General features: G+C 60.1%; 25 protein-coding genes. 20 read left to right on the forward strand and 5 right to left on the reverse strand.

The features are described from left to right. Positions 1 to 261 precede the first annotated feature (261 nt). From AAC850_RS05075 to prfB, 3 genes are all read left to right on the forward strand, one after another. Positions 262 to 1,134, forward strand: a complete 873-nt coding sequence (locus AAC850_RS05075) for an N-acetylmuramoyl-L-alanine amidase family protein (protein ID WP_340587561.1) — start codon at positions 262 to 264, stop codon at positions 1,132 to 1,134. Positions 1,135 to 1,210: 76 nt separating this feature from the next. After that, positions 1,211 to 3,745 (forward strand): penicillin-binding protein 1A, encoded by a 2,535-nt coding sequence (locus tag AAC850_RS05080; RefSeq protein WP_340587563.1) that lies wholly within the window; start codon positions 1,211 to 1,213, stop codon positions 3,743 to 3,745. Between the two features lie 100 nt (positions 3,746 to 3,845). Continuing rightward, entirely contained in the window at positions 3,846 to 4,973 is a 1,128-nt protein-coding gene (gene prfB / locus AAC850_RS05085; protein ID WP_340587566.1) for a peptide chain release factor 2, read from the forward strand. A 3-nt stretch (positions 4,974 to 4,976) separates the two neighbouring features. Here the strand turns inward: prfB and AAC850_RS05090 are convergent, their stop codons facing one another. Continuing rightward, positions 4,977 to 7,118 carry a penicillin acylase family protein gene (locus AAC850_RS05090; protein ID WP_340587567.1) on the reverse strand — a complete coding sequence of 714 codons (2,142 nt, stop codon included), beginning with the start codon at positions 7,116 to 7,118 and terminating at the stop codon, positions 4,977 to 4,979. A gap of 110 nt (positions 7,119 to 7,228) precedes the next feature. Between AAC850_RS05090 and AAC850_RS05095 the strand changes: the two genes are divergently transcribed. The 3 genes from AAC850_RS05095 to AAC850_RS05105 are packed head-to-tail and all read left to right on the forward strand — an operon-like array spanning position 7,229 to position 10,117. Further along, entirely contained in the window at positions 7,229 to 8,026 is a 798-nt protein-coding gene (locus tag AAC850_RS05095) for a class I SAM-dependent methyltransferase (RefSeq protein ID WP_340587568.1), read from the forward strand. Further along, positions 8,007 to 9,413, forward strand: coding sequence for an NAD(P)H-dependent flavin oxidoreductase (locus tag AAC850_RS05100; RefSeq protein ID WP_340587632.1), 1,407 nt, complete (start codon positions 8,007 to 8,009; stop codon positions 9,411 to 9,413). Before AAC850_RS05095 ends, AAC850_RS05100 begins: the two co-directional genes overlap by 20 nt. After that, positions 9,410 to 10,117 carry a YqiA/YcfP family alpha/beta fold hydrolase gene (locus AAC850_RS05105; protein WP_340587569.1) on the forward strand — a complete coding sequence of 236 codons (708 nt, stop codon included), beginning with the start codon at positions 9,410 to 9,412 and terminating at the stop codon, positions 10,115 to 10,117. The genes AAC850_RS05100 and AAC850_RS05105 overlap by 4 nt, the downstream gene beginning before the upstream one ends. Here AAC850_RS05105 and AAC850_RS05110 read toward each other — a convergent pair. Together AAC850_RS05110 and AAC850_RS05115 are read right to left on the reverse strand one after the other, a co-directional pair. After that, positions 10,114 to 10,635 carry a DUF805 domain-containing protein gene (locus tag AAC850_RS05110; RefSeq protein ID WP_340587570.1) on the reverse strand — a complete coding sequence of 174 codons (522 nt, stop codon included), beginning with the start codon at positions 10,633 to 10,635 and terminating at the stop codon, positions 10,114 to 10,116. The genes AAC850_RS05105 and AAC850_RS05110 overlap by 4 nt on opposite strands. After that, the gene (locus tag AAC850_RS05115) at positions 10,632 to 11,897 is read right to left on the reverse strand and encodes an ammonium transporter (protein ID WP_340587571.1); all 1,266 of its coding nucleotides are present in this window, start codon (positions 11,895 to 11,897) and stop codon (positions 10,632 to 10,634) included. The genes AAC850_RS05110 and AAC850_RS05115 overlap by 4 nt, the downstream gene beginning before the upstream one ends. Before the next feature lie 176 nt (positions 11,898 to 12,073). Between AAC850_RS05115 and AAC850_RS05120 the strand changes: the two genes are divergently transcribed. Beyond that, a complete protein-coding gene (locus AAC850_RS05120) occupies positions 12,074 to 12,541 on the forward strand; it encodes an SH3 domain-containing protein (protein WP_340587572.1) in 468 nt (155 codons plus the stop codon). A gap of 63 nt (positions 12,542 to 12,604) precedes the next feature. Here AAC850_RS05120 and AAC850_RS05125 read toward each other — a convergent pair whose 3' ends face one another. Further along, positions 12,605 to 12,982: a hypothetical protein gene (locus AAC850_RS05125; RefSeq protein WP_340587573.1), complete on the reverse strand. Its 378-nt coding sequence runs from the start codon at positions 12,980 to 12,982 to the stop codon at positions 12,605 to 12,607. Positions 12,983 to 13,082: 100 nt separating this feature from the next. Next, entirely contained in the window at positions 13,083 to 14,279 is a 1,197-nt protein-coding gene (locus AAC850_RS05130; RefSeq protein WP_340587574.1) for an acetyl-CoA C-acyltransferase, read from the reverse strand. Between the two features lie 123 nt (positions 14,280 to 14,402). Here AAC850_RS05130 and AAC850_RS05135 point away from each other — a divergent pair, with 123 nt between their 5' ends. From AAC850_RS05135 to nuoI, 13 genes are all read left to right on the forward strand, one after another. After that, complete coding sequence (locus AAC850_RS05135; RefSeq protein WP_340587575.1) at positions 14,403 to 15,842, forward strand: coniferyl aldehyde dehydrogenase; 1,440 nt, start codon at positions 14,403 to 14,405, stop codon at positions 15,840 to 15,842. 158 nt (positions 15,843 to 16,000) lie between these two features. Continuing rightward, on the forward strand, positions 16,001 to 16,387 hold the full coding sequence (gene ndhC, locus AAC850_RS05140; protein ID WP_340587576.1) for an NADH-quinone oxidoreductase subunit A: 387 nt from the start codon (positions 16,001 to 16,003) through the stop codon (positions 16,385 to 16,387). Between the two features lie 71 nt (positions 16,388 to 16,458). Beyond that, entirely contained in the window at positions 16,459 to 16,977 is a 519-nt protein-coding gene (locus AAC850_RS05145) for a NuoB/complex I 20 kDa subunit family protein (RefSeq protein ID WP_340587634.1), read from the forward strand. After that, positions 16,974 to 17,828, forward strand: coding sequence for an NADH-quinone oxidoreductase subunit C (locus AAC850_RS05150; protein WP_340587577.1), 855 nt, complete (start codon positions 16,974 to 16,976; stop codon positions 17,826 to 17,828). Before AAC850_RS05145 ends, AAC850_RS05150 begins: the two co-directional genes overlap by 4 nt. After that, positions 17,825 to 19,039: an NADH-quinone oxidoreductase subunit D gene (locus AAC850_RS05155; RefSeq protein ID WP_340587578.1), complete on the forward strand. Its 1,215-nt coding sequence runs from the start codon at positions 17,825 to 17,827 to the stop codon at positions 19,037 to 19,039. Before AAC850_RS05150 ends, AAC850_RS05155 begins: the two co-directional genes overlap by 4 nt. Continuing rightward, a complete protein-coding gene (locus AAC850_RS05160; RefSeq protein ID WP_340587579.1) occupies positions 19,036 to 19,221 on the forward strand; it encodes a hypothetical protein in 186 nt (61 codons plus the stop codon). Before AAC850_RS05155 ends, AAC850_RS05160 begins: the two co-directional genes overlap by 4 nt. Further along, a complete protein-coding gene (nuoE, locus tag AAC850_RS05165; protein ID WP_340587580.1) occupies positions 19,211 to 19,879 on the forward strand; it encodes an NADH-quinone oxidoreductase subunit NuoE in 669 nt (222 codons plus the stop codon). The genes AAC850_RS05160 and nuoE overlap by 11 nt, the downstream gene beginning before the upstream one ends. Further along, positions 19,879 to 20,019, forward strand: a complete 141-nt coding sequence (locus tag AAC850_RS05170) for a hypothetical protein (protein WP_340587581.1) — start codon at positions 19,879 to 19,881, stop codon at positions 20,017 to 20,019. Before nuoE ends, AAC850_RS05170 begins: the two co-directional genes overlap by 1 nt. Continuing rightward, the gene (locus AAC850_RS05175) at positions 20,016 to 20,204 is read left to right on the forward strand and encodes a hypothetical protein (protein WP_340587582.1); all 189 of its coding nucleotides are present in this window, start codon (positions 20,016 to 20,018) and stop codon (positions 20,202 to 20,204) included. Before AAC850_RS05170 ends, AAC850_RS05175 begins: the two co-directional genes overlap by 4 nt. After that, a complete protein-coding gene (gene nuoF, locus AAC850_RS05180) occupies positions 20,194 to 21,486 on the forward strand; it encodes an NADH-quinone oxidoreductase subunit NuoF (protein ID WP_340587583.1) in 1,293 nt (430 codons plus the stop codon). The genes AAC850_RS05175 and nuoF overlap by 11 nt, the downstream gene beginning before the upstream one ends. After that, the gene (nuoG, locus tag AAC850_RS05185) at positions 21,486 to 23,498 is read left to right on the forward strand and encodes an NADH-quinone oxidoreductase subunit NuoG (RefSeq protein ID WP_340587584.1); all 2,013 of its coding nucleotides are present in this window, start codon (positions 21,486 to 21,488) and stop codon (positions 23,496 to 23,498) included. The genes nuoF and nuoG overlap by 1 nt, the downstream gene beginning before the upstream one ends. Further along, positions 23,495 to 24,553 (forward strand): NADH-quinone oxidoreductase subunit NuoH, encoded by a 1,059-nt coding sequence (gene nuoH / locus AAC850_RS05190; protein WP_340587585.1) that lies wholly within the window; start codon positions 23,495 to 23,497, stop codon positions 24,551 to 24,553. Before nuoG ends, nuoH begins: the two co-directional genes overlap by 4 nt. Next, positions 24,550 to 25,035: an NADH-quinone oxidoreductase subunit NuoI gene (nuoI, locus tag AAC850_RS05195; protein ID WP_340587586.1), complete on the forward strand. Its 486-nt coding sequence runs from the start codon at positions 24,550 to 24,552 to the stop codon at positions 25,033 to 25,035. The genes nuoH and nuoI overlap by 4 nt, the downstream gene beginning before the upstream one ends. Positions 25,036 to 25,043 lie beyond the last annotated feature (8 nt).

The raw sequence follows: 25,043 nt of genomic DNA on the forward strand, positions 1-25,043 counted from the left end.
GGACGTGATGTGGTAGACTGGCTATTGCTTTGCATTGCGGCATCAACCTGTAATCTGTGCCGGGCCTGGCAGGACGCCATCCCGGTCAGCCGGGAAATTTTGCTCCGACGCAGATTTGCTAGCATCCGGGGAAAGTCTCGGCAACCTTGTTGCGCGTTTGGGCAAATTTCCCTTGGGTCTGTGGCAGGGTAAATTTGCTGCCAATTCATGGTAACAAGTCGGCCTGTTGGAAAATTGCAGCAAAGGACTCCGCGAAACGCCGTGTTGCAGCGCATCCAGATAGGCTTGCTGTTCGCCGTTCCGGTGTTCCTGCTGGGCGTTTTGTATGCCTGGGGCCTGACGCTGCCCGTTCCCGTACTTGGCCGGACTTATGTCATCGCCATGACCTTGCCCGATACACAGGCGAAGCTCGGTTTGCCCGAGATCGCCGGTCCTGCAGATGCGTCGCGGCCGTTGGTCGTGATCGACCCCGGTCATGGCGGGCCCGACCCGGGAGCTTCGGGAGCCAGTTACCGCGAAAAAACGATCGTCCTCGGCCTTGCCCGTGCATTGCGGGACAAGCTTGTGGCCGAAGGCGGTATTCGCGTGGCGATGACGCGCGATGATGATCGGCTGATCGTACTGGAGGAAAGAGCAGAAATTGCCCGCGCGCTAGGCGCCGATCTGTTCATTTCGATTCACGCCGACTCTGCCGGTGAACAGCAGGGTATCGAGGGCGCAAGCATTTACACTCTGTCAGACACTGCCTCTTCCGAAGCGGCAGCGCGATTTGCCGAGCGTGAGAACAATGCGGACATCGTCAACGGTGTCGACCTTTCGGGCAATGATGCCGCGGTCAACGCCATCCTAGTGGAACTTTCGCAGCGCCGCACATTGCAAGGTTCGAGCGAATTTGCAACTCTGGTCGAGCGTGAGGGGGAGGGGGTGCTACGATTCCACCCGCAGGCTCGCAGGTCCGCTGCACTGGCGGTATTGCGCGCACCGGACATGCCGGCGGTGCTTTTCGAGGCCGGGTTCATTTCCAATCCGGAGGAAGCACGTGCGCTCGCGTCTGCGGAGGGCAAGGAGCAGTTCGCCGAGGCCATGGCTCGCGCCATCCGCATATTCTTCGCTCGACAGAGCATTTCAGACTAGGGAACTGCCGCATTGCGGCAAGCGGTGCGTATTCATTGTGGCGCCAGCTTCTTTTGCCATGCTAATGTGATGAGCGATGACTGACGAATATCCAAACGAATCCGGCACCGGCACCTTGGCGCGGCGCATCTCGCGCGGCAGCAGCGGCGCGTGGGAAAACATCCGCCAGGCATGGGAAACGCGGCGCTGGTTCCGCTTGTCGTCCTATGTTGTAGGTGGCGGCCTGATCTTCGCGATCATCGGTTGGGCCTGGCTGGCGCACGATTTGCCTGATGCGGAAACTCTGCTGGATTACGAACCGAACCTGCCCACCGTAGTGCGCGGCATCGACGGAGAAATCGTCCACCGTTACGAACGCGAGAGGCGGATCGAGCTCGATTATCGCGACCTGCCGGAGCAATTGCTTAACTCCTATGTCTCGGCCGAGGACGAGACTTTCTGGAGCCACAACGGCATCGACGCCGGCGGCTTTCTCAATGCGGTAATCGACTATGTTTCGAAGCTGGGTTCGGGCGAGCGTGCGGTTGGCGGCTCTACCATCACGCAGCAGGTCGCCAAGAATATCCTGGTCGGCAATGAATACTCGGTCACCCGCAAATTGCGCGAGATGATCCTCGCCACGCGCATCGAGGATGTGCTGGAAAAAGAAGAGATCATCACTCTCTATCTCAATGAAATCCCCCTTGGTCGGCGTAGCTTCGGCGTGCAGGCCGCCTCGCTCGCCTATTTCGACAAGGACGTGGAGGATTTGGAATTGCACGAGATGGCCTATCTCGCCATTCTGCCGCGCGCGCCGGAAGAATACAGCCGCTCGGCCAATTTCGGGATAGCCCGCGAACGTCGCAATCTCGTTCTCAGCCAGATGGAAGACAATGGCTACATTACCGAGGCCGAGATGCGCGCTGCACAGGCGAGGGACCTCGGCATCGTTCAGGGCCAGCGCCGTGCGCGTTCGGCTGATGCGGGCTATTTTCTAGAGGAGGTTCGTCGCCAGCTTATCGCCCGTTTCGGTGAAGAGGCGGAGGATGGCGAGAACAGCGTCTATGCAGGGGGCCTTTGGGTCCGCACCTCGCTCGATATGGAATTGCAGGATGCAGCGCGCAACTCGCTACGCGCAGCGATGTTGCGGTATCACGGCAACCGTGGATGGCGCGGGCCGATTGCCACTATCAATCCCGACAATGGTGATCTGACAGAGCAATTGCGCAGCTCATACCTCTCGATCAGCTACGACGACTGGCGCATCGGCGTCATTACGCAGCGCAGCGGATCGTCTGCCACCATCGGCTTTGCCAATGGCGAGGAAGCACCGCTTTCCAATGTTCCGGACGAGGCCGGTGTGGGTGACGTGATCGCCGCGTCTCCATCGGGTAATAGCTGGCGCGTACGTACCGTGCCGGAAGTGTCCGGCGGTTTCGTGGCGATGCAACCGGAAACCGGCCGCGTCCTTGCAATGCAGGGCGGTTTCGATTCCCGTCTGGGCGATTTCAACCGAGCGACACAGGCTGACCGTCAGCCGGGCTCGACGGTCAAGCCCTTTGTCTATGCGGCAGGCCTCGACCAGGGGATGACCCCGGCGACAATGATCCCCGACAGCCAGTATTGCTATTACCAGGGCAGCAATCTGGGCGAAAAGTGCTTCACCAATTTCGGCGGCAGCCGAGGTGGCGGCGAATATCCGATGCGCTATGGCCTCGAGCAGTCCAAGAACCTGATGACCGTGCACATCGCCATGGAAACCGGGATGGACAATGTCATCCAGACTTTCCGCAGCATGGGCCTGGAGCCGGATGGTATCGAATACCAGCCCTATCCCGCCTATTCGCTCGGGGCCGGTGAAACGACGGTTGAGCGTATCACCGCAGCCTATGCCGCGTTGGTCAACCACGGCCGGCTAAACCAGCCAACGGTCATCGACTACGTACAGGACCGTGACGGCAATGTGATCTGGCGCGCGGATGAACGCGAATGCACTGGCTGCAACATGGAAGAATGGGACGGTAGTCCCATGCCACGGTTCGGTCGCACCGGGCGGCAGGCGATGGACGCACGAACGGCATTCCAGACCGTCCATATGCTGACCGGCACCGTCCAGCGCGGCACTGCAACGCGGCTGCGCGATCTCGAAATTCCGATGTTCGGCAAGACCGGCACAAGCACCGGACCGACCAACGCATGGTTCGTGGGCGGCACTCCGGATATCGTGGCGGGCACTTATCTCGGCTTCGACCAGCCGCGCAACATGGGTGGTTATATCCAGGGGGGTAACACGGCCGTCCCGATCTTCCGCCAGTTCGTGACCGAAAGCCGCGATCACTGGAGCGGCAGGCCGTTCACCGCACCATCGGGCGTGCGCATGGTGCGCATCGACCGACGGACCGGAAGCCGGGTATTCGGTGGCTGGCCCGGCGACGAGCCGACCGCTGCGGTGATCTGGGAAGCGTTCAAGCCCGATACCGAACCGCGCCGGACCCAGCGCCAGGACGAGATCGACGCCCTGCGCGAAATCATCCTCGCCCAACTGCGACGACGCGAACGCGGACCTGCGGCTGTGACGACGCAAGAGGAAGCGCCGGTCGATTTCGCTGAAGAGCAGGGTGGCATCTATTGATCGACACTCTGTTCTACGGGGTTCCGTAGATCAGCTCCCCCTTCCGCAAAGCCGCGCGCTGCGCTAGGCGCGCCGATCACATCACTCGGAGAACAATGCCATGCGTGCCGAAGGGCAGGCCCATATCGACCGGATCAACGCAGCGCTCGCGCTGGTCAAGAAGTCGCTCGACTGGGAGCACGCCTTGCGCCGGCTCGACGAGCTGGAAGCGCGCGTGCAGGATCCGGACCTGTGGAACGATCCCAAGCAGGCGCAGGCAATCAGCCGCGAACACAAGCTGCTGAAGGATGCGGTGGAAACCGTGCAGGAAATCTCCGGCGAAATGTCCGACGCAATCGAGTTTGTCGATATGGGTGAGGCCGAAGGCGATGATGACGTCGTCCAGGAGGGTCTCAGCAGCCTCGAAACACTCGCCAAGCGCGCCGACCGCGACAAGGTCAATGCGCTACTGTCGGGTGAGGCTGATGGCTACGACACCTATCTCCAGATCAACGCGGGCGCAGGCGGCACCGAGAGCCAGGACTGGGCCGAAATGCTGCTGCGCATGTATGCCCGCTGGGCCGAAAAGCGCGGCTTCAAGGTCGAAACGGTCGAATATGCCGCAGGCGACCAGGCTGGCATCAAGTCTGCCACACTGCTGATCAAGGGTGAGAACGCCTATGGTTACGCCAAGACCGAAAGCGGGGTCCACCGGCTCGTGCGGATCAGCCCCTATGACAGCTCGGCGCGGCGTCACACCTCGTTTTCGAGCGTGTGGGTCTATCCGGTGATCGATGACGACATCAATATCGAGATTAACGAAGGCGATCTGAAGATCGACACATACCGCGCTTCGGGTGCGGGTGGGCAGCACGTCAACACCACCGATTCCGCTGTGCGTATCACCCACCAACCGACTGGTATCGTGGTGGCCAGCCAGAACGACCGCAGCCAGCACAAAAACCGCGCGACCGCGATGAACATGCTCAAGGCGCGCCTGTTCGAACGCGAAATGGCGGAACGAGAAGCGGTGGCAGCGGGCGAATACCAGGAAAAGACCGAGATCGGGTGGGGCCACCAGATCCGCAGCTATGTTCTCCAGCCCTACCAGATGGTCAAGGACCTGCGCACCGGCGTCACCAGCCCGTCACCTGACGACGTGCTTGACGGCGATCTGGACGATTTCATCGCTGCCGCCTTGGCGCAGCGTGTGACAGGCGAGAAGGTCGATGTTGAGGATGTGGAGTAGGCCCTAGTCCCGCTCCAGCACCTCACCATATACCGCAGCCTCTCGCACGGCTTCGGGTGTGAAGTTGACATCGCGCAACAGGCCTTCCGAAAGCAGCTGGTACTGGCTGCGGACGGCAGCGGGGCGGTGTTCGAAATTGCCATAGGGAAGAATCGCCTGCGCGCGCGGCGTATCGGCAAATTCTATCGCGGCCACCCAGCCTGTTCCGCCGTTGACGCTCGTGTTCATCACTCCAGTCGCGAAGTCGAATTGACCGACACGGAAGGCACCGAGGCCACCGGGCGCCAGGTCAGAGGGCAGGGTGCCCCCATCACCATCAGGCACACGGGCGAGCATACCCCATGGCAGATCGAGCGGGATTCCTGCCGCGTCGGCGCGCTGGACGGTCGCGACGAGCGCATCGACCGCCGCACCTTCCACCACATCAGAAATTCCTGCGCTGAATTGCTCGGGCGCTTCGAAGCTCCACCTGCGATCGTAGTCGAATTGTCCGGTGTCGAGAAAAGCATTGGCCCATTGCACGAAGAGCGCGGCGCCCCGGCTTTCTGCATTGGTGCGGCGATCCCATGCTCCGAGCACCTCTACGGCGCGCAGGGCTTCGGCGCGCCCATCATTCCGGGCGGCGCGTAGCAGATCGTCCAGCACGTTGTCGGCAAAGGTCAGGCGAGTGTCATGCGCATAGGCGATGATTTCGTCGAAGGTGATCGATGTGTCATCGCGCAGCAACTCGATACTGTGTTGTGGCCGCGTACGCATGTCGGGCTGGATCCAGTCCGAAGGGAAATCCGCAGGATCGAGCGCTACTGGAAGTGTCGCGGTGAAGCCTGTCTCGTTGGCGTTTTGCAGGAAGCCGCTCGCCGGGTTGGCGATGCGCATCAGGCTCTCATACGGATGGTAGTCGGTCCATAGCGTTTCAGCGGTGTTGCCGTCGATGACCCCGTCCCAGTAATCGGCATCACCGGGTCCGCGAACCGGATGCAGGCCATTGGATACGAACAGGATTTCCCCATTGGAATCTGCATAGATGGTGTTGAACATGGGGTTCTGCAGCCGTGCGAGTGCTGCCTCGAACTCCTCTCGCGTTCGTGCCTCTGCCATCTGTGCATATTGGGCGAAAGTGTTGCCATAAGCGGTGTCGCCCATTCCGGCGATGCGCAGTGCGTAGACGCGGTTTCCGTCTTGCGCGACGACCGGGCCGTGAACTGTCCTGAAGATCCGAATATTCTGCTCGATCGAACTGCCATCGGGCTGGGCGATGGTCAGGACGTGCTGGTGCATCTCAAGTGCGCGCTCCTCGCCGTCGAACATGTAGCCACCCGATGGCGTCAACTCCACCGCGTACATATCGGCATTGTCGAGCCGGTTGACCGTGTGCGTCCAGCCCAGGTTCTGGTTGAACATGATCGTCTGCTGCGGATGTCCCAGCAAACCCACGCCATAGCGGTTGTTACCATCGGCGATCACGTGGCTTTCGAACCATGTGAACATCCCGTCCCACGGCAAATGCGGGTTCATCAACAGCAGTGCATTGCCGCTTTCCGAACGGGACGGAGCGACAGCCCAACCATTGGAGCCGCGGTCACCGGGTTCTCCCGGGGCTTGTGCTGCGGACCGCAATTGCTGCACGCGGAACAGCTCGCGCGGTGCGACAAATGACAGGTATATTCCGCTTTGGGCATGGGCGACGATGTCCTCGGGCGTGATCGGCAATCCCCTGCGCCGCTCCGCTGGCAGCGCCTCCGGGTGTGCGTTGAAATAAGCGTTGATGCCGGTTGCAAAGGCCTCGAGCCGTGCTCGCTCTTCAGTCTCCAGTGCCGCCATCAGGGCGGGGATCGAGTCCGGAATACCCGCTGTGATGACGAGGATGTCGTTTTCCACATAGCTCTCACCCCAAAGGCTCGCCGCGGTGCCGCGTCCTTGCACAAGCAGTTCGATCAACTGGTCGGGCCGGCCGCGTGCTTGCGCCCATCCAAGAGCGTAGGCGGCGTCTTCGTCACCGGCCGCCGTGATATGGGCGACTCCCCACTCATCCCAGTAGATGGCGGGGCTGTCCTCATCTCCTGCGGACGACCAATCTTGTGCCTGGGCTGGTTGAGCAACGGCAAATAGCGCGGCACAGCCAGCGAGAAGCGATTTGATATGCATGCGAAATTCTCCCCAATCAGAGGTTTGGCACCAAATGGGACTGCCGCACAAGGGGCCGGGCTGCACAAGTGGCTTTGCCTTTAGCATTCTCTCTCGCTAGAGGCTCAAGCATGAAGAGAGGGTCTGTTTTCGGAATACTGGCGAGCGTCGCCATGTGTGGCGCACTTGCTGCGTGCGACGTGGCGGAGGAAGACCGGCCGGTCACCAGCCAGGACTTTCCTCGTCCTTATCGCCCGGTCTCCGACCTGAGCGGAAATTCATTTTCAACAGAACAGATCCGTGATGACCGGCGGGAAGCCGAAACCGTCATGGACCAGGCGGCTATTACCGAAGGTATGACCGTTGCCGATATCGGCGCGGGTGAAGGCTACTACACCGTGCGCCTCGCAGCCCGGGTTGGGCCCGAAGGTCGTGTGCTGGCGCAAGATATCGACGAGGCGGCATTGCGGCGGCTTGGCAGCCGTGTGGAACGCGACAGGCTCGACAATGTATCCGTCGCTCGTGGCGGAATCGACGACCCAGGACTACCACCCAATAGCTTTGACCGTATATTCATGGTACATATGTATCATGAGATTACAGAGCCTTATGCGTTCATCTGGCGCATGCGCCCAGCGCTACGCGAAGGCGGTCAGGTGATTGTTGTCGATGTCGATCGTCCGGCAGATCAGCACGGGATCAACCCGCAGCTTCTGTTTTGCGAATTCGAACGGGTCGGCTATCGGCTTGTCGAGTTTGTACGCAATCCCCAGATTGCGGGATATTACGCACAATTCGAAGTGGCGGGTGAGAGGCCCGACCCACGCGATATAGAGCCCTGCTTGCAGCCGGGCGACGAATTAAACGAGCTTTTGATCAATGACGAAGGCTCCTCCTCCGGGGAAGATAATGACGTTCAAGGGCCTTAAACCCATTAATTACGGTGGTCGCGAAGTATGGCCGCTGATCGAAGGCGGCAAAGGTGTTTCGGCGACCAACCACGCCAGTTCCGGTGCATGGGCTGCTGCAGGCGGTATTGGTACGGTAAGTGCCGTAAATGCCGACAGCTATGACAGCGACGGTAACCCGATTCCGCAGGTCTACCCGCAGGCGACCCGCGTCGAGCGTCACGAGCAGCTTATCCGTTATGCTATCGATGGCGCGACGGAGCAGGTGAAGCGCGCGCACGAGATCGCGGGCGGTAACGGCGCGATCAACATCAATGTCCTGTGGGAAATGGGCGGGGCCCAGCAAGTGCTTGAAGGTGTGCTGGAAAATTGTCCGGGCATGATCACCGGCGTTACTTGCGGTGCCGGTATGCCCTATAAGCTGGCCGAAATCGCGGCGAAGCATAACGTCTATTACCTCCCCATCATCAGTTCTGCCCGCGCATTCCGCGCGCTGTGGAAGCGCAGCTATTCCAAGGTGCCTGACCTGATGGCCGCTGTGGTCTATGAAGATCCGTGGCTGGCGGGCGGTCACAACGGCCTGTCCAACGCTGAAGACCCCGAAGTTCCGCAGGACCCTTACCCCCGCGTGAAAGCCCTGCGCGATACGATGCGGGCCGAAGGGGTGAGCGAGGAAACCGCTATCGTGATGGCAGGCGGCGTCTGGTTCCTGCGCGAGTGGGAAGACTGGATCGATAATCCGGAACTCGGCAAGATTGCATTCCAGTTCGGCACACGCCCCTTGCTGACCGAGGAAAGCCCGATCCCGCAGGTCTGGAAAGAGATGCTCCGCACGGTCGAGCCGGGCGATGTGCTGCTGCACAAGTTCAGCCCGACAGGCTTCTACTCCAGCGCGGTCAAGACACCGTTCCTGTATGATCTTATGCACCGGAGCGAACGGCAGATTCCGATCTTCAAGCGCGACCAGGAAGAGGGCACGGTTCCGCTTTCCGACCACGGCAAGTCCAAGTATTACTGGGTGCACCCTGGCGATCAGCGCAAGGCGCAGGCTTGGTGGGCCGAAGGCTTTACCGAAACGCTCAAGACGCCCGACGATACCGTGGTGTTCGTGACGCCCCAGAGCGCCGAGATCATTCGGCAGGACCAGCAGGATTGCATGGGTTGCCTGTCGCATTGTGGATTCTCGTCATGGAAAGATCATGACAATTTCACTACCGGTCGCCTTGCTGATCCGCGCAGCTTCTGCATCCAGAAAACCTTGCAGGACATCGCCCATGGCGGCGATCCGGACGACAATCTCGCCTTTGCAGGCCATGCGGCTTATCGCTTCAAGCAGGATCCGTTCTATTCCAACAATTTCACGCCAACCGTGAAACAGTTGGTCGAACGAATCCTCACCGGTGATTGACGCTGGCAGATAGGCCGGCACCTCCGCCATTTCGGAGGCTGGTCCGCGAATGGGCCAGCTTCCCGCGCATCATCGTCAACCCGTTGCGCCGTGCGCGTTCGGGTGCGGAAATCGGGAAGGGGAGGCCGGCTCTGGTCATCCCCGGACTGACAACGGGCGATATCTCAACTGTGCTGCTGCGCCGGACACTGAAGGCGCGCGGTTTTGCGCCCGAAGGCTGGCGGCTCGGTATCAATACCGGCGCAGACCTTGCCAAGTTGCGCATGCTCGAGAAGCGGATTGCGCAATTGCATTCGGAGAGCGGCAAGAAGGTCGTACTGATCGGTTGGAGCCTCGGCGGGCTCTACGCCCGTGTGCTCGGCCATCGCTGCGCGCAGCATCTCGATATGGTGGTGACCGTTGCCAGCCCATTTTCAGGGGATCGCCATGCCAATAATGCCTGGCGCATATATGAGGCTTTAAACGATCATACGGTCGATGATCCGCCGTTCTCCGAAGATATGAGTGCAAAACCCCCCGTGCCCACTATCGCCGTTTGGTCTGCGGTCGATGGCGTAATCGCTCCAGAATGCACGCGCGGTCGTGACGGTGAAGCGGATTACACCTTGCGCATCGATGCGCCGCATTTCGCGCTTGGGACTTCGCGCGCCGCGATTGACAAGCTGCTTGCGAAGATCGCCGAGGTCGATGCGGAGCGCGCCTAGATTACCTTTGGTGCAGGGCGCGGGTCTGATCCGTAGGGATTCGTCAAATGCTGGGGCGGCTGCATCAGGATAATGGCGAACATCACCCCGATAAATCCGTAAAGCAATTCAAGCGTCGGCTCGCTACCCGAATATGCAATAGGAGTAACCGGTCCAGTCTCGATCTCGCCCCAGATATGCCAGAAATAGGCAAGGCACAGCAGCAGCACCGGCAAGGCGAACCAGCCACTCTTGCCCATATCGTGAAACCGTCGGGCCGCCGCGGCCGGAACGGGTATGAGCACGAGCGCCGAAACACTCCACGCGACGGTATGTTCAGCCCTTGTCGAGAGCATGTTGCCAATCACAAACTGGACAATTGCGGCGATCAGGGCAGAAAGGATCACCAGCATGAAAAATTCCGTGCGGCTTGCGCGCCCGCGCGGATCGTAGAAACGGCGCAGGCCACGCCAGTAGGCGGCCAGATCGGCCGCGCACCCGCGTTTGGCGCTAAGGTCTGCGGTCTCCAACTTGCTCAATCAAAGTGCCACGCACGCTCGCCATGGCTGGTCATGTCGAGGCCTTGCACCTCTTCCTCTTCGGTGACGCGCATCGGGATAAACAGGCTCACGCCCACGGCGATCAGTGCGGTGACGACAGCGCTGAACAGTGCAACAACCGCAACGCCGATCGCCTGGATACCCAGCATTCCGCCGATGCCGGTGCCTTCGGCAAAGCCGGTCCCGCCCAGATCGGCCGACATGAAGATGCCGAGCAACAGGCTACCGAGGATTCCGCCGACACCGTGAACCGCGAAGACATCGAGCGAATCGTCGATGGCCCAACGGATTTTCACCAGCGTAATCGCCCAGTAGCAGACCACCGACCCGGCGATGCCGAGCAGGATCGCAGCTCCGGGAGCGACATAGCCTGCTGCTGGCGTGATCGTCGCGAGGCCGGCAATGGCGCCGGTCGCAAAGCCAACCGTGGTCGCCTTGCCGAACTTCACTTTTTCGATCAGCACCCAAACCAGCGCAGCCACGGCGGCGGCTACGTGAGTGTTGATGATGGCGCTGGAAGCATCATCGGTAGCGGCCAGCGCGCTGCCACCGTTGAAGCCAAACCAGCCGACCCACAGCAACATCGCACCAAGCATCGTCATCCCCGGTGCATGCGGGAGCAGTGCGGACGAGGGGAAGCCCTGCCGCTTGCCTAGCAAAAGCGCGATAACCAGCGCGGACACGCCTGCCGTGCAGTGAACTACCAGTCCACCTGCAAAGTCGGTCACGCCCATCTGGCCTAGCCAACCGCCGCCCCAAATCCAGTGCGCGACGGGTGCATAGACCAGCAAGCCCCAGATCGCGGTGAAGGCGAGTACCCAGCCAAAACGCGCCCGGTCGACCCATGCACCGACCATCAGCGCAGGAGTAATCGCGGCAAAGGTCATCTGGAACAGCACAAAAGTGCTTTCAGGAAGGGTCATGCCTTCGCGCAGGATAGACAGCCCGATCAGCATCCACTTGTTGCCGTCGCCGATCACTCCGCCAACGCTGTCGCCGAATGCAAGCGTATAGCCGACCACAACCCATAAGACGGACGCCAGACCAGCGACTGCCGCGACTTGCAACATGACCGACAGGAAGTTCTTGGCTCGTACCAATCCGCCGTAAAACAGTGCGAGACCGGGCAGGGTCATGAGGAGAACGAGCGCACTGGATACGAGGATCCAGGCCGTGTCGCCCGTGTCGTTTTGCGCGATATTGGTCATTTCCTGCGCAAGCGCCGCCTGTGGCGCCGCCATTAGCCCTAGAGATAGCCCCAACGCCAAGCCCGATTTGCGTAACATTCTTCACTCCCCGATCCCCGCCTTGGTAGCGAGATTGCGTTGGGCGCGGGCTTTAAGACAGATTAGTAATACCAAGCAAGGTGCAATCCCGCTGTTGCCGCGACTCTTTCCACCGCGCTAATGCTCACTGCATGATCCGCATCATCTTGCTTGCCATTGTCGCAGTATCCCTCACCTCGCCAAACGCGGCGGCCCAGGATGCCGAAGTGCCTTACTGGGCCAGTATCGCTGCCGAGGAAGCAAATATGCGTGTGGGGCCGGGCGAACAGTATCCGATCGACTGGGTCTATGCGCGACGCGGACTGCCGGTGAAGGTGATCCTGCGCTTCCAAGGTTGGCGCCGGGTTCAGGAAGTCGACGGAACCGAAGGATGGATTTTTTCCGGCCTGCTCAGTGACACCCGTACTGCCATCGTAATAGGCGAAGAGCTTGCCGCCATGCGTGAAACAGGTGCGCCCGGTGCACCGTTACGGTGGAATCTCGAACCGGGCGTCATCGGCGTCCTGGGGGACTGTGTCGAAAGCTGGTGCCAGCTCGACGTCAACGGTCATCGCGGCTGGGTTGCTCAAGACAGGTTATGGGGCGCTGGCGAACCCTGATCGCGCACAACGAAAAAGGGCGACCCGCAGGCCGCCCAATCTCAAACTGTAATAACGTGATGCTCAGCTTTCGTAGCTGTAGGTCATCGTTTCGCCACCCGGCGAAGTGACGTTGACAGTGCCCGGCTCTGTGCCAGGCGCGAATGTAGCGCATACAGGCTCTTCTTCGCCTTCAGCGGTCCAGCAAGCGCCTTCCGGAGTGTCTTCCCAAGTGCCATTCTCGACCTGCTGGTTGGCTTCGGACACCGTGTAGGTGCCATCCGCATTCAGCGAAATTGCGATTACGTCACCGTCTTCATTGAGCGAGCTGTATGTGCCTGCGTCAGACACAACCGCTGTTTCAGGCGTATCGTCGATCACGGCTTCGGTAGGCTCCGAGGCGTCGTTGCCGCCGCAAGCTGCGAGGGCGAACACGCCGGTAAGTGCAACAATCTTCTTCATGGTAACTCCCTGTAGAACGGTTTTGGTTCTCTGTGGCTATGCAATGAACGGGCGCAGCATTCGTGCCCGAAAACGATCACTGGATAGCCTAGATTGCCAATCAGGCGAGCTCAACCGCTATGGCAGTTGCTTCGCCGCCGCCGATGCACAACGATGCAATGCCGCGCTTCTTGCCCTGCTGCTTGAGAGCATTGATCAGCGTGACGATGATGCGCGTGCCGCTGGCACCGATGGGATGACCCAAGGCGGTGCCGCCGCCGTTGACGTTGATCTTGTCGTGATCGATGCCGATATCGCGCATGGCGAACATGGCGACGCAGGCGAAAGCTTCATTCACTTCCCACAGGTCAACGTCATCGACGCTCCAGCCCGTCTGTTCGAGCAGCTTCTCGATCGCGCCGACCGGGGCGATCGTGAATTCTTCGGGCGCTTGCGCATGTGCGGTAAGGCCGATGACGGTTGCCACAGGGGTCAGGCCCTTGGCTTCGGCAACGCTTTTGCGGGTCAGCACTACGGCAGCTGCGCCGTCGGAGATCGACGAAGACGTTGCAGCGGTAATCGTGCCGTCCTTGGCGAATGCAGGGCGCAGTGTCGGGATCTTGTCCGGACGGCCGCGACCGGGTGCCTCATCGGTATCGACCGTCACGTCGCCCTTGCGCGACGAGAAGGTGACCGGCACGACTTCGTCGGCGAATGCACCGCTGGAAATTGCCGCATTTGCGCGTTCGAGCGACGCGATCGAGTAATTGTCCATGTCTTCGCGGGTGAGCTGGTACTTGTCAGCCATGTCCTGTGCGAAGGTGCCCATGGCGCGGCCTTCTTCGTAGGCATCTTCCAGTCCATCGAGGAACATGTGATCGTAAGTGACGTCATGTCCGATGCGTGCGCCCGAACGATGCTTCTTCAGCAAATATGGCGCGTTGGTCATGCTTTCCATGCCGCCTGCTACAATCGTGTCGACACTACCGGTGGCAAGTGCTTCTGCGCCCATGATGAAAGTCTGCATTCCGCTGCCGCATACCTTGTTGACCGTAGTCGCCTGCGCGCTGAGCGGAAGGCCAGCCTTCAGGGCCGCCTGGCGCGCCGGTGCCTGGCCAAGGCCAGCGGGCAGCACACAACCCATGTACACGCGATCGACATCTTCTCCGGCAACGCCCGAGCGTTCCATGGCGGCCTTCACAGCAGTCGCGCCCAAATCGGTGGCGGAGACATCGGCCAGTGCGCCCTGCATCGCTCCCATCGGCGTGCGCGCGTAGGAGAGAACAACAATGGGATCACTTTCGTTGAATGCGGGCATGAGAAGCGGCCTTTCTGGCAAAAACGGTGTAAGGTATTTGATCGTCTTTTAGTTTTGCACTGCAACAAATGCAAACCTCATGCATTCCCAATACGAATGCACGAAAAACATAAGGTGTGCCGAATGACCTCCAGAATTACAGCGCCCGATCAACTCGCCCCGATGCTAGAACGGCAGCGCAAGGCCTTTGTCTCTGCACGGCCTGAACCTTTGTCGGTTCGACGCGAGCGGCTTGATCGCCTGATCGCTCTGCTTGCCGAAAACGACAAGGCGCTGTGCGACGCGATGAACGAGGATTACGGCAACCGTTCCGAGGTGCAGAGCATGTTGACCGACGTGCTCGTTTCGATTCAGCTCGCCAAATATTGCCGCTCCAAGTTGTCGCATTGGGCCAAGCCCGACAGCCGGCATGTCCAATTTCCGTTGGGATTGCTCGGCGCGAAGGCCGAGGTACGGTATGAACCCAAGGGCGTCGTCGGCATCATCAGCCCGTGGAATTTCCCGATAAACCTTGCCTTCGGTCCGCTGGCACAAGTCTTTGCGGCGGGTAATCGTGCAATGATCAAGCCGAGCGAGTCCACCGAAACGACCGGCGAACTGATGGCTGAACTCGTTGTCAAATATTTCGAACCCGAAGAAGTCGTCGTGGCCGTGGGCGACAGCGAACTTGCAAAGGCCTTTTCCGCCTTGCCGTTCGATCACCTCGTCTTCACCGGCTCCACTGCAACCGGCCGCAAGGTCATGCAGTCCGCAGCAGAAAATCTCGTACCCGTGACGCTGGAACTGGGCGGCAAGAGTCCCGCAGTGATCGGTCGCAGCGCCGATCTGGAGCGAGCCGGTTCGCGGCTCGTAACCGGCAAGATGATGAACGCCGGCCAAATCTGTATCGCGCCGGATTATCTGCTCGTACCGGAAAGCATGGAAGACGGAATGATTGCCGCGCTCGAACTGGGCGTGATGGATCAATACCCAACCGTGCGCGACAATTCGGATTACGCCAGTGTCATCAATGACAGCCAGTATTCGCGCTTGCAGGAAGTGGTCGCCGATGCGCGAGACAAGGGTGCAGAGGTGCTGGAAATCAACCCGGCGGACGAGGATTTCTCGGCCAGCAATGCCCGCAAGATGCCGCTGACTATCATCCGCAACCCGACGAGCGAGATGCAGGCCATGCAGGATGAAATCTTCGGGCCGGTGCTGCCGATAAAGACATACAAGAACATCGATGAGGCGATCGATTTCATCAACGACGGGGCGCATCCGCTGGCGCTCTATTATTTCGGTAACGATTCCGATGAGCGTGATGCGGTGCTTTCCCGGACGATTTCAGGCGGTGTCACGGTCAATGATGTGATCTTCCACAACAGCGCCGAAGACTTGCCTTTCGGCGGGGTGGGTGCAAGCGGCATCGGTGCCTATCACGGTCCTGAAGGCTTTCGCGAATTCAGCCACGCGCGAGCCGTTTATACGCAGCCGAAGATCGACGTGGCAGGCCTTGCCGGTCTCAAGCCCCCCTACGGCGAACGGGCCAAAAAGGTGCTCAAGCTAATGGCCCGCAAATAGACTTAGGGATTGCGCGAGCGCGGTCTATCCGGACCTGATGACGAGTTGCCTCGCGAATAACCGGAAATTACTCGGATTTAGGCCGTTGTGCTGCCTTGCATGATGGCGGGGCATTGCCTAGACGCGCCACGCAACCTTTAGCTATTTCCGAGTCCGCTTTGGCCGATCTCAATCCCTATCTTGTGCAGTATCTTCCGATCCTGCTGTTTCTTGGCATAGCCTTCGGGCTTTCTGCTGCCTTTGTGTTCTTGCCGATGGGCGTGTCGCGCCTGACGGGCAGCCACAATCCTGCGGCAGAAAAACTCACTGAGTATGAGTGCGGGTTCCCGGCATTCGAATCCCCCCGCAGCCAGTTCGACGTGCGCTTTTACCTCGTGGCCATTCTGTTCATCATTTTTGACCTCGAGGCGGCCTTCCTGTTCCCATGGGCGGTCAGTCTTGAATTCACCGGCTGGGCCGGGTGGGCATCCATGATGATCTTCATCGGAGAACTCGCCATCGGCTTTGCCTATGCCTGGAAGAAGGGAGCTCTGGAATGGGAGTGACCGACCCGAATACGCAAGAGATGCCGGGCGAACCCGCTCTCTATCCGCCATACCAGGATCAGCCTGCCGCCATGGGCGGTGAGGTGAAGCAGCCTGACGCGGACTATTTCAATGCCCTGCAGAGCGAGGTGAATGACAAGGGCTTCCTCGTCACCAGCACCGAAGACCTGTTTCAGTGGGCGCGCACCGGAAGCCTGTGGTGGATGACGTTCGGCCTCGCTTGCTGTGCGGTCGAGATGATCCACGTCAACATGCCGCGCTACGACATGGAACGCTTCGGCGTCGCCCCGCGCGCTTCCCCACGTCAGTCGGACGTGATGATCGTGGCCGGTACGCTGTGTAACAAGATGGCCCCAGCACTTCGCCGCGTTTACGACCAGATGTCCGATCCGAAATACGTCATTTCGATGGGCAGCTGTGCCAACGGCGGTGGCTACTATCACTACAGCTACTCGGTGGTGCGCGGATGTGACCGTATCGTGCCGGTCGACATCTACATCCCCGGCTGCCCTCCGACTGCCGAGGCGCTGCTCTATGGTGTGATGCAGTTGCAGCGCAAGATCCGCCGCAGCGGGACGATCGAACGATGAGCGTGTTCCATTCGGCTCCCCGGATCGCGTCGAACGAGGGTGTGCGTGACACGCTGACCAAGGCGTTGGGCGCTCACGTGATCGACAGCAGCGAAGCCTATGGTGAGATCATTCTCACCGTGAAGCGTGATAGCATTGAAGATGTCTTGCGCAGCCTCCGCGACGATCACGATTACCAGCAGCTCGTTGAGATCGCCGGTGTCGATTATCCCGGTCGCGACGAGCGCTTCGAAGTCGTTTACATGCTCCTCAGCCTTACGAAGAACCACCGCGTGATGGTGAAGGTGAGCACCGATGAAGATACGCCGGTTCCCACGGTGACCACGCTGTGGCCGGTTGCCGGATGGCTCGAACGCGAGGTTTTCGACCTCTATGGCGTGACCTTTGACGGCAATACCGACCTGCGCCGCATCCTCACCGATTACGGCTTTGAAGGGCATCCCTTCCGCAAGGACTTCCCGCTGACGGGCTATACCGAACTGCGCTATTCCGAAGAAGAAAAGCGCGTCGTGTATGAGCCGGTCGAGCTGGCTCAGGACTTCCGCACATTCGACTTCACCTCGCCGTGGGAAGGTGCCGATTACGTGCTGCCCGGTGACGAGAAGGCCGACATTCCGCCGGTCGACGAATCGCAAACGACCGACAGTCCGAAAGATACCGGCGCCGGCGCGGCCACCGACGAGAAGGCTGCCGAAAAGGTCAGCGCCGGATCGCCTGCCGAGGAAGAGTCCGGAATGGACGAACCGGACGCGCCCGAACCGACCGAAGAGCGGCCCGATCGTGAGGAGAGCGAAGGCTCGGTTCACGACACCAAGGGTGCAACGAAGCCAGATGTTGGAGACAAGTCATGAGCGGCCTGACTCTGGAAGAATCACTGACCACCGATGGTGAGGTGATTTCGAACTACACGATCAACTTTGGCCCGCAGCACCCTGCAGCGCACGGCGTGCTGCGCATGGTGATGGAGCTGGACGGTGAAATCGTCGAACGTGTCGATCCGCATGTCGGCCTGTTGCATCGCGGCACCGAAAAGCTGATCGAATACAAGACCTATCTGCAGGCGCTGCCCTATTTCGACCGGCTCGATTACTGCTCCCCGCTGGCGCAGGAATACAGCTATGTCCTTGCCATCGAGAAGTTGCTCAACGTCGAAGTGCCGATCCGCGCGCAATATCTGCGCGTGCTGTTTGCTGAGCTGACGCGCATATGCAATCACATGCTGAACATCGGTGCGCATGTGATGGACGTTGGCGCCATGACGCCGAACCTGTGGGTGTTCGAGCTGCGCGAGGACTGCCTCAATTTCTTTGAACGCGCCTCGGGCGCGCGTATGCACTCAGCATATTTCCGCCCTGGCGGCGTGCATCAGGATGTGCCGCTCAAGCTGCTGACGGATATTGGCGACTGGTGCGACAATCGCCTGCCCGAACTGTTCGGTGATGCGATGAGCCTGGTGCAGGACAATCGCATTTTCAAACAGCGCAATGTCGATATTGCGCATGTGTCGAAGGAAGATGCGATTGCCTGGGGCTTCTCAGGCCCGATGATCCGCGCCGCGGGCATTCCGTGGGATCTGCGCAAATCGCAGCCTTATGATGTCTACGACCGGATGGATTTCGAGATTCCGATCGGCACCAATTCGGATTGCTACGACCGTTTCATGGTTCGCTGCGAGGAAGTCTACCAGTCCGCGCGTATCATCAAGCAGTGCCTGGCAGAAATGCCCGAAGGCCCGATTGCGACGGATGACCGCAAGGTCGCTCCGCCCAAGCGCGCCGAGATGAAGCAGTCGATGGAAGCGCTGATCCATCACTTCAAGCTCTACACCGAAGGCTTTCACGTCCCTGCGGGCGAAGTCTATGTCGCGACCGAAAGCCCCAAGGGCGAATTCGGGGTCTATCTGGTGAGCGACGGGTCGAACAAACCCTACCGCTGCAAGATCCGCCCGACCGCCTTCTCGCATTTGCAGGCGATGGACTTCATGACCAAGGGCCACATGCTGCCCGACGCGACCGCCATTCTGGGCGCGATCGACGTGGTGTTCGGGGAGTGTGACCGGTGATCCTCCGCGAACTCTTCATTGTCGTCGCCGCATTCGCCGCATTCGCATCGGCGGTCGCGGCATATCTCGCGGTCTTCCACGGAGAAGCGCCGCTTAAGGACATTCTCTCCACCGCCTTTGCTGCGGTGATCGGCCTTTATGTGGGCCGCTATATCGAACGGAGACTGGCGCATGGCCGGTAGACATATCGCCCCTGACACTCCCGAACTGCGCGCGCGCTGGGATGGATGGTCTTTCACGGATGCAAACCGTGAGAAGGCCGATTGGCACATCAAGAAATATCCCGAGGGCCGCCAGAAAAGCGCGGTGATGCCGCTTCTCGATCTGGCGCAGCGCCAAGTGGGTGAAGAGACTGGTACTCAGGGTTGGTTGCCGCTGCCGGTGATGGAATATGTTGCCGAATATCTGAGCATGCCGGTGATCCGCGTGCTTGAGGTCGCGACCTTCTACATGATGTACAACCTTGTTCCGGTGGGCAAATTCCACGTGCAGGTGTGCGGCACCACGCCCTGCATGTTGCGCGGGTCGGACGAGATCATGGCGGCGTGCAAGAAGCGCGGCATGGATTTCGGCAAGGTCTCTGATGACGGGCTCTGGACGCTCAGCGAGGTCGAATGCATGGGCAATTGCGCGACCGCGCCGATGGTCCAGATCAATGACGACAATTACGAGGATTTGAACCCGCAGCGGCTCGATGTAATCCTCGATGCGCTGGCAGCTGGCGAGCAGCCCAAGACCGGCACGCAGGAGCCGGGACGCCACACCTCCGAGCCAGCTGGTGGGCCGACGACGTTGAAAGAAATGGTCGACGCAAACCACGATTATCGGGGCGATTGGTAATGGACCAGATTTTCCCCATCCTCATCGCGCTGATCCTCGTCGTGATAGCGTGGAAAGTGCTCAAGGGCATCATCAAGACCATCGCGCTCGTCGTGATCCTTGCAGCTGCAGCCATTTTCGTTTTCGGGGGCATGGGATGACCGGACAGCAGAAAGTCTTGCTTGCCGTGGGCCTCATGATCTTCGGCATCGGTGCGTATATGTCGTTCGTGCAGGATCAGGTTATCGGCGTAGTACTCATGGCGCTCGCGACCACGGTTTTCGCGCTCTCGGCGGTGCTCGGCGCGCAGGCGAAAAAGAACAAGGAAAATGGCGATGCTGGCTGACAAGGACCGCATCTTCACCAACCTTTACGGGTTCCAGGACTGGGGCCTGAAGGCGGCTGAAAAGCGTGGTGACTGGGACAACACCAAGGACCTGATCGCCAAGGGCCAGGATTCCATCATCGAAGAGGTGAAGGCATCGGGCCTGCGCGGACGCGGTGGAGCCGGCTTCCCGACGGGCATGAAATGGTCTTTCATGCCCAAAGAGAGCAAGGATGGCCGCCCGTCGTTCCTCGTCATCAATGCCGACGAATCCGAACCCGGTTCGTGCAAGGACCGCGAAATCATCCGCCACGATCCGCACAAGCTGATCGAAGGCGCGCTCGTCGCGGGTTTTGCCATGCGGGCGAGGGCGGCCTACATCTACATTCGCGGCGAGTATATCCGCGAAGCCGAAACTCTACAGGCGGCCATAGAGGAAGCCTACGACGCCGGACTGATCGGCAAGAACGCCAGCGGGTCCGGCTACGATTTCGATGTTTTCATGCACCGCGGCGCGGGCGCATACATCTGCGGCGAAGAAACCGCGATGATCGAAAGCCTTGAAGGCAAGAAGGGCCAACCCCGCCTCAAGCCGCCATTCCCGGCAGGCGCGGGTCTGTATGGCTGTCCCACGACGGTCAACAATGTCGAAAGTATTGCGGTCGTTCCCACTATCCTTAGGCGCGGTGCAAGCTGGTTCGCCAGCTTTGGACGCGACAAGAACCACGGCACAAAGCTGTTCCAGATCAGCGGCCATGTCGAGAAGCCCTGCGTCGTCGAGGAAGCGATGAGCATCCCCTTCCGCGAGCTGATCGAAAAACACGCTGGCGGCATCACCGGCGGGTGGGACAACCTTCTGGCCGTGATCCCCGGTGGATCATCTGTCCCACTGGTCCCGGCTGCCGAGATCATGGATGCGCCGATGGATTTCGACGGGCTGAAAGACCTCGGGTCAGGCCTCGGCACGGCGGCGGTCATCGTGATGGACAAGTCCACCGATATCGTCCGCGCCATCAGCCGCCTTTCGTATTTCTACAAGCACGAGAGCTGCGGCCAGTGCACGCCCTGCCGCGAAGGCACAGGCTGGATGTGGCGCGTGATGGAGCGGCTACGCGTAGGCGAGAGCACGCCCGAAGAGATCGACATGCTCTACCAGGTGACCAAGCAGGTCGAAGGACACACCATCTGCGCGCTGGGCGATGCTGCCGCATGGCCGATACAGGGCCTTCTCAAACATTTCCGCCCTGAACTCGAACGCCGCATTGCCGAACGTGAAGGCAGCTTGCAGGAGGCCGCTGAGTAATGCCTAAAGTCACCGTAGACGGACAGGAAATCGACGCACCTGATGGCGCCACCGTGCTGCAGGCGTGCGAACTTGCGGGTAAGGAAATCCCGCGTTTCTGCTACCACGAACGTTTAAGTATCGCCGGTAACTGCCGGATGTGCCTGGTAGAAGTGAAACCGGGGCCGCCCAAGCCGCAGGCCAGCTGCGCGCTGCCTGCGACCGAGGGTCAGGAAATCCGCACCGATAGCGAAATGGTGAAGACCGCGCGCGAAGGCGTGATGGAATTCCTGCTCATCAACCACCCGCTCGATTGCCCGATCTGCGATCAGGGCGGGGAGTGTGATTTGCAGGATCAGGCAATGATGTATGGCCGCGGGGCGAGCCGCTATCACGAGAACAAACGTGCGGTGACCGAAAAGCACATGGGCCCGCTGATCAAAACGATCATGACCCGCTGCATCCACTGCACCCGCTGCGTGCGCTTCTCCGAAGAAGTCGCCGGCGTGGACGAAATCGGCGCGCTTTATCGCGGTGAAGACATGCAGATCACCACTTATCTCGAGCAGGCGGCCAAGCATGAGCTTTCCGCAAACGTGATCGACCTCTGCCCGGTAGGCGCGCTTACCAGCGGTCCATACGCTTACGAAAGCCGCCCTTGGGAGCTGAAGAAGACGCTCGGCATCGACGTGTCGGACGCAGTGGGTTCCAACATCCGTATCGACAGCCGCGGACGCGAAGTTCTCCGCGTGCTGCCACGCAACAATGATGACGTGAATGAAGAGTGGATCTCGGACAAGGCGCGCTACCAGGTCGATGGCCTGACACGCCGCCGTCTCGACAAGGTCTTCATCCGCCGTCGCGGCAAGCTCGAAGCGGCTAGCTGGGACGAGGCGTTCAAGAAGATCGCCAAGGCCAAGCCGGGCATGAATATCGCCGCCATCGCGGGCGACATGGTCGATTGCGAAACAATGTTCGCCGCCAAGGCGCTGCTCAAGGCGAGCGGTTCGGACCTCATCGAAAGCCGCCAGACGGGCATGGATTACGATGTGTCCAGTCTTGCGGGCGTGAATTTCAACAGCGGTTTTGCCGGGATCGAGGAGGCGGACGCTATCCTTATCATCGGCAGCCATATCCGCTGGGAAGCGCCGCTGGTAAATGTCCGCCTGCGCAAGGCGGCCAAGCGCGGTGCGAAGGTGTTCGTGGTCGGTCCCGAATGGGAAACAACCTATACGGCCGAGTTCCTTGGCGAAGATGTCGGACTGCTCGGCAATCTTCCCGGTCATGTGCAGGATGCGCTCAAGGGCGCGGAACGGCCTGCGGTCATCATCGGCGGGGCGGGGCTAGTCGCTGGCGCGCATGATGCTGCGCTGCGGATCGCGCATGATTTCGGCATGGTGAAGGACGGTTGGAACGGCTTCAACGTGCTCCACTTCTCCGCGGCCCGCATGGGCGCGCTGATGCTCGGCTTTGCGCAGAAAGGTGGCATGGCAGATATCGTCGCGGCAAAGCCCAAGGTCGTGCTGGCTCTGGGTGCGGACGAGGTCGACTTCGGCCAGTTCCCCGAGGCGCTGAAGGTCTATATCGGCCATCACGGTGACAAGGGCGCGCATGCGGCGGATATCATCCTGCCCGCGAGCGCCTATACCGAGAAGCCCGGCACCTATGTGAACACTGAGGGCCGCGTGCAGATGGCCGACAAGGCGATCTTCGCACCGGGCGACGCACGCGAGGACTGGACGATCCTGCGCGCGCTTGCCGATGCGCTGGGCGTAACGGTTGGCTTCGACAACTACACTGAACTGCGCGCTGCCATGACGGCAGACGTGCCTGCACTGGGCAATGAGGGCGAGATTGCGGACTTTGGTGCGCTGCCATCCGCTCCTGCCGGGTCAGCCCCATCGGGCACGATCAACGCCTATCCGGTGAAAGACTTCTACCTCACCAACCCCATCGCCCGCGCCAGCCTAGTGATGCAGCGCTGCTCGGACGAATTGCTCCATGGCGATGAGTTGAAGGAGGCAGCGGAATGACCGAGTTCTTCATCTCCCAAGGCATGATGGAAGGCTGGGCGACAGTGCTCGCATCCGTCATCGGCATCCTGCTGATCGCCCTGCCACTTATGCTGGCTGTCGCGATGATCATTTACGTCGACCGCAAGGTGTGGGCGGCCATCAATTTGCGGCGCGGCCCCAACGTGGTCGGGCCGTTCGGGCTGCTGCAAAGTTTTGCCGACGGGCTGAAGGTCTTCCTGCAGGAAACCATCATTCCCAGTGCGGCAAACAAGGGCATCTTCCTGCTCGCCCCGATCATCACCTTTACCGTGGCGCTGGTCGCCTGGGCGGTGATCCCGTTTGATGCGGGAGTAGTGCTGGCAGATATCAATGTCGGCCTGCTATACATCCTCGCGATCAGCTCACTGTCGGTTTACGGCATCACCATGGCGGGCTGGGCGAGTAACTCGAAATATCCATTCTATTCCGCGATGCGCGCCGCCGCGCAGATGATTTCCTACGAAGTCTCGATCGGCTTTATCCTCGTGTGCGTCGTGCTTTACGCAGGCACGTTCAACCTGACTGAGATCGTCAACGCACAGCTTGGCCACGGCTTCGGCATCGTGAATGGATATTGGTTCAACCTGCTGCTGTTCCCGATGTGGGTGGTGTTCTTCATCTCCAGCCTTGCCGAGACGCAGCGCGTTCCCTTCGACCTGACCGAGGCAGAGAGTGAGTTGGTCGCCGGTTACCAGACCGAATACAGCTCGATGGCCTTCGCGCTGTTCTGGCTCGGCGAATATGCCAACATCCTGCTGATGTGCGCGCTCAATACCTTGCTGTTTTTCGGTGGCTGGCTGCCCCCGCTCAACGTGGACCTGATCCCGTGGTTCGACATCCCCGGCATCGTCTGGTTCCTCGGCAAGACGTTCTTCTTCTTCTTCATGTTCAGCTGGGTCATGGCGACCGTGCCGCGTTACCGGTATGACCAATTGATGCGGCTTGGCTGGAAAGTGTTCCTGCCGATGAGCCTGATCTTCGTTTTCCTGATCTCGGGCTGGCTCATGCTTACACGTTACGGAGGTGCGGCATGACCGCTGCCCAACTCATCAAGAGCTTCACCTTGTGGGAATTCCTCAAGGCTCATGCACTAACGCTGAAGTATTTCTTCAAGCCAAAGGTGACGATCAACTATCCGTTCGAGAAAAACCCGCTTAGCCCGCGTTTTCGCGGTGAGCATGCGTTGCGTCGTTATCCCAATGGCGAGGAACGCTGCATCGCGTGCAAGCTGTGCGAGGCGGTGTGTCCGGCGCAGGCGATCACCATCGAGAGCGAGCCGCGCTCCGACGGCAGCCGCCGCACCACGCGCTACGATATCGACATGACCAAGTGCATCTATTGCGGCTTCTGCCAGGAAGCCTGTCCGGTGGATGCCGTGGTCGAGGGTCCGAACTTCGAATACGCGACCGAAACGCGCGAAGAACTGCTCTACGACAAAGCCAAACTTCTGGCGAACGGGGACAAGTGGGAGCGGGCGATTGCCGCAAACCTTGAAGCCGACGCCCCCTACCGCTAACCGCGCCG

The sequence above is a fragment of the Erythrobacter alti genome (genome assembly GCF_037996805.1).
Taxonomy (GTDB): Bacteria; Pseudomonadota; Alphaproteobacteria; order Sphingomonadales; family Sphingomonadaceae; genus Alteraurantiacibacter; species Alteraurantiacibacter alti.

Coding starts and splice junctions, on each gene's coding strand:
- AAC850_RS05080 (WP_340587563.1), top strand. CDS start 1,211: ATGACTGACGAATATCCAAACGAATCCGGCACCGGCACCTTGGCGCGG.
- prfB (WP_340587566.1), top strand. CDS start 3,846: ATGCGTGCCGAAGGGCAGGCCCATATCGACCGGATCAACGCAGCGCTC.
- AAC850_RS05090 (WP_340587567.1), bottom strand. CDS start 7,118: ATGCATATCAAATCGCTTCTCGCTGGCTGTGCCGCGCTATTTGCCGTT.
- AAC850_RS05095 (WP_340587568.1), top strand. CDS start 7,229: ATGAAGAGAGGGTCTGTTTTCGGAATACTGGCGAGCGTCGCCATGTGT.
- AAC850_RS05100 (WP_340587632.1), top strand. CDS start 8,007: ATGACGTTCAAGGGCCTTAAACCCATTAATTACGGTGGTCGCGAAGTA.
- AAC850_RS05115 (WP_340587571.1), bottom strand. CDS start 11,897: ATGGCGGCGCCACAGGCGGCGCTTGCGCAGGAAATGACCAATATCGCG.
- AAC850_RS05120 (WP_340587572.1), top strand. CDS start 12,074: ATGATCCGCATCATCTTGCTTGCCATTGTCGCAGTATCCCTCACCTCG.
- AAC850_RS05125 (WP_340587573.1), bottom strand. CDS start 12,982: ATGAAGAAGATTGTTGCACTTACCGGCGTGTTCGCCCTCGCAGCTTGC.
- AAC850_RS05130 (WP_340587574.1), bottom strand. CDS start 14,279: ATGCCCGCATTCAACGAAAGTGATCCCATTGTTGTTCTCTCCTACGCG.
- AAC850_RS05135 (WP_340587575.1), top strand. CDS start 14,403: ATGACCTCCAGAATTACAGCGCCCGATCAACTCGCCCCGATGCTAGAA.
- AAC850_RS05145 (WP_340587634.1), top strand. CDS start 16,459: ATGGGCGGTGAGGTGAAGCAGCCTGACGCGGACTATTTCAATGCCCTG.
- AAC850_RS05150 (WP_340587577.1), top strand. CDS start 16,974: ATGAGCGTGTTCCATTCGGCTCCCCGGATCGCGTCGAACGAGGGTGTG.
- AAC850_RS05155 (WP_340587578.1), top strand. CDS start 17,825: ATGAGCGGCCTGACTCTGGAAGAATCACTGACCACCGATGGTGAGGTG.
- nuoE (WP_340587580.1), top strand. CDS start 19,211: ATGGCCGGTAGACATATCGCCCCTGACACTCCCGAACTGCGCGCGCGC.
- AAC850_RS05170 (WP_340587581.1), top strand. CDS start 19,879: ATGGACCAGATTTTCCCCATCCTCATCGCGCTGATCCTCGTCGTGATA.
- AAC850_RS05175 (WP_340587582.1), top strand. CDS start 20,016: ATGACCGGACAGCAGAAAGTCTTGCTTGCCGTGGGCCTCATGATCTTC.
- nuoF (WP_340587583.1), top strand. CDS start 20,194: ATGCTGGCTGACAAGGACCGCATCTTCACCAACCTTTACGGGTTCCAG.
- nuoG (WP_340587584.1), top strand. CDS start 21,486: ATGCCTAAAGTCACCGTAGACGGACAGGAAATCGACGCACCTGATGGC.
- nuoH (WP_340587585.1), top strand. CDS start 23,495: ATGACCGAGTTCTTCATCTCCCAAGGCATGATGGAAGGCTGGGCGACA.
- nuoI (WP_340587586.1), top strand. CDS start 24,550: ATGACCGCTGCCCAACTCATCAAGAGCTTCACCTTGTGGGAATTCCTC.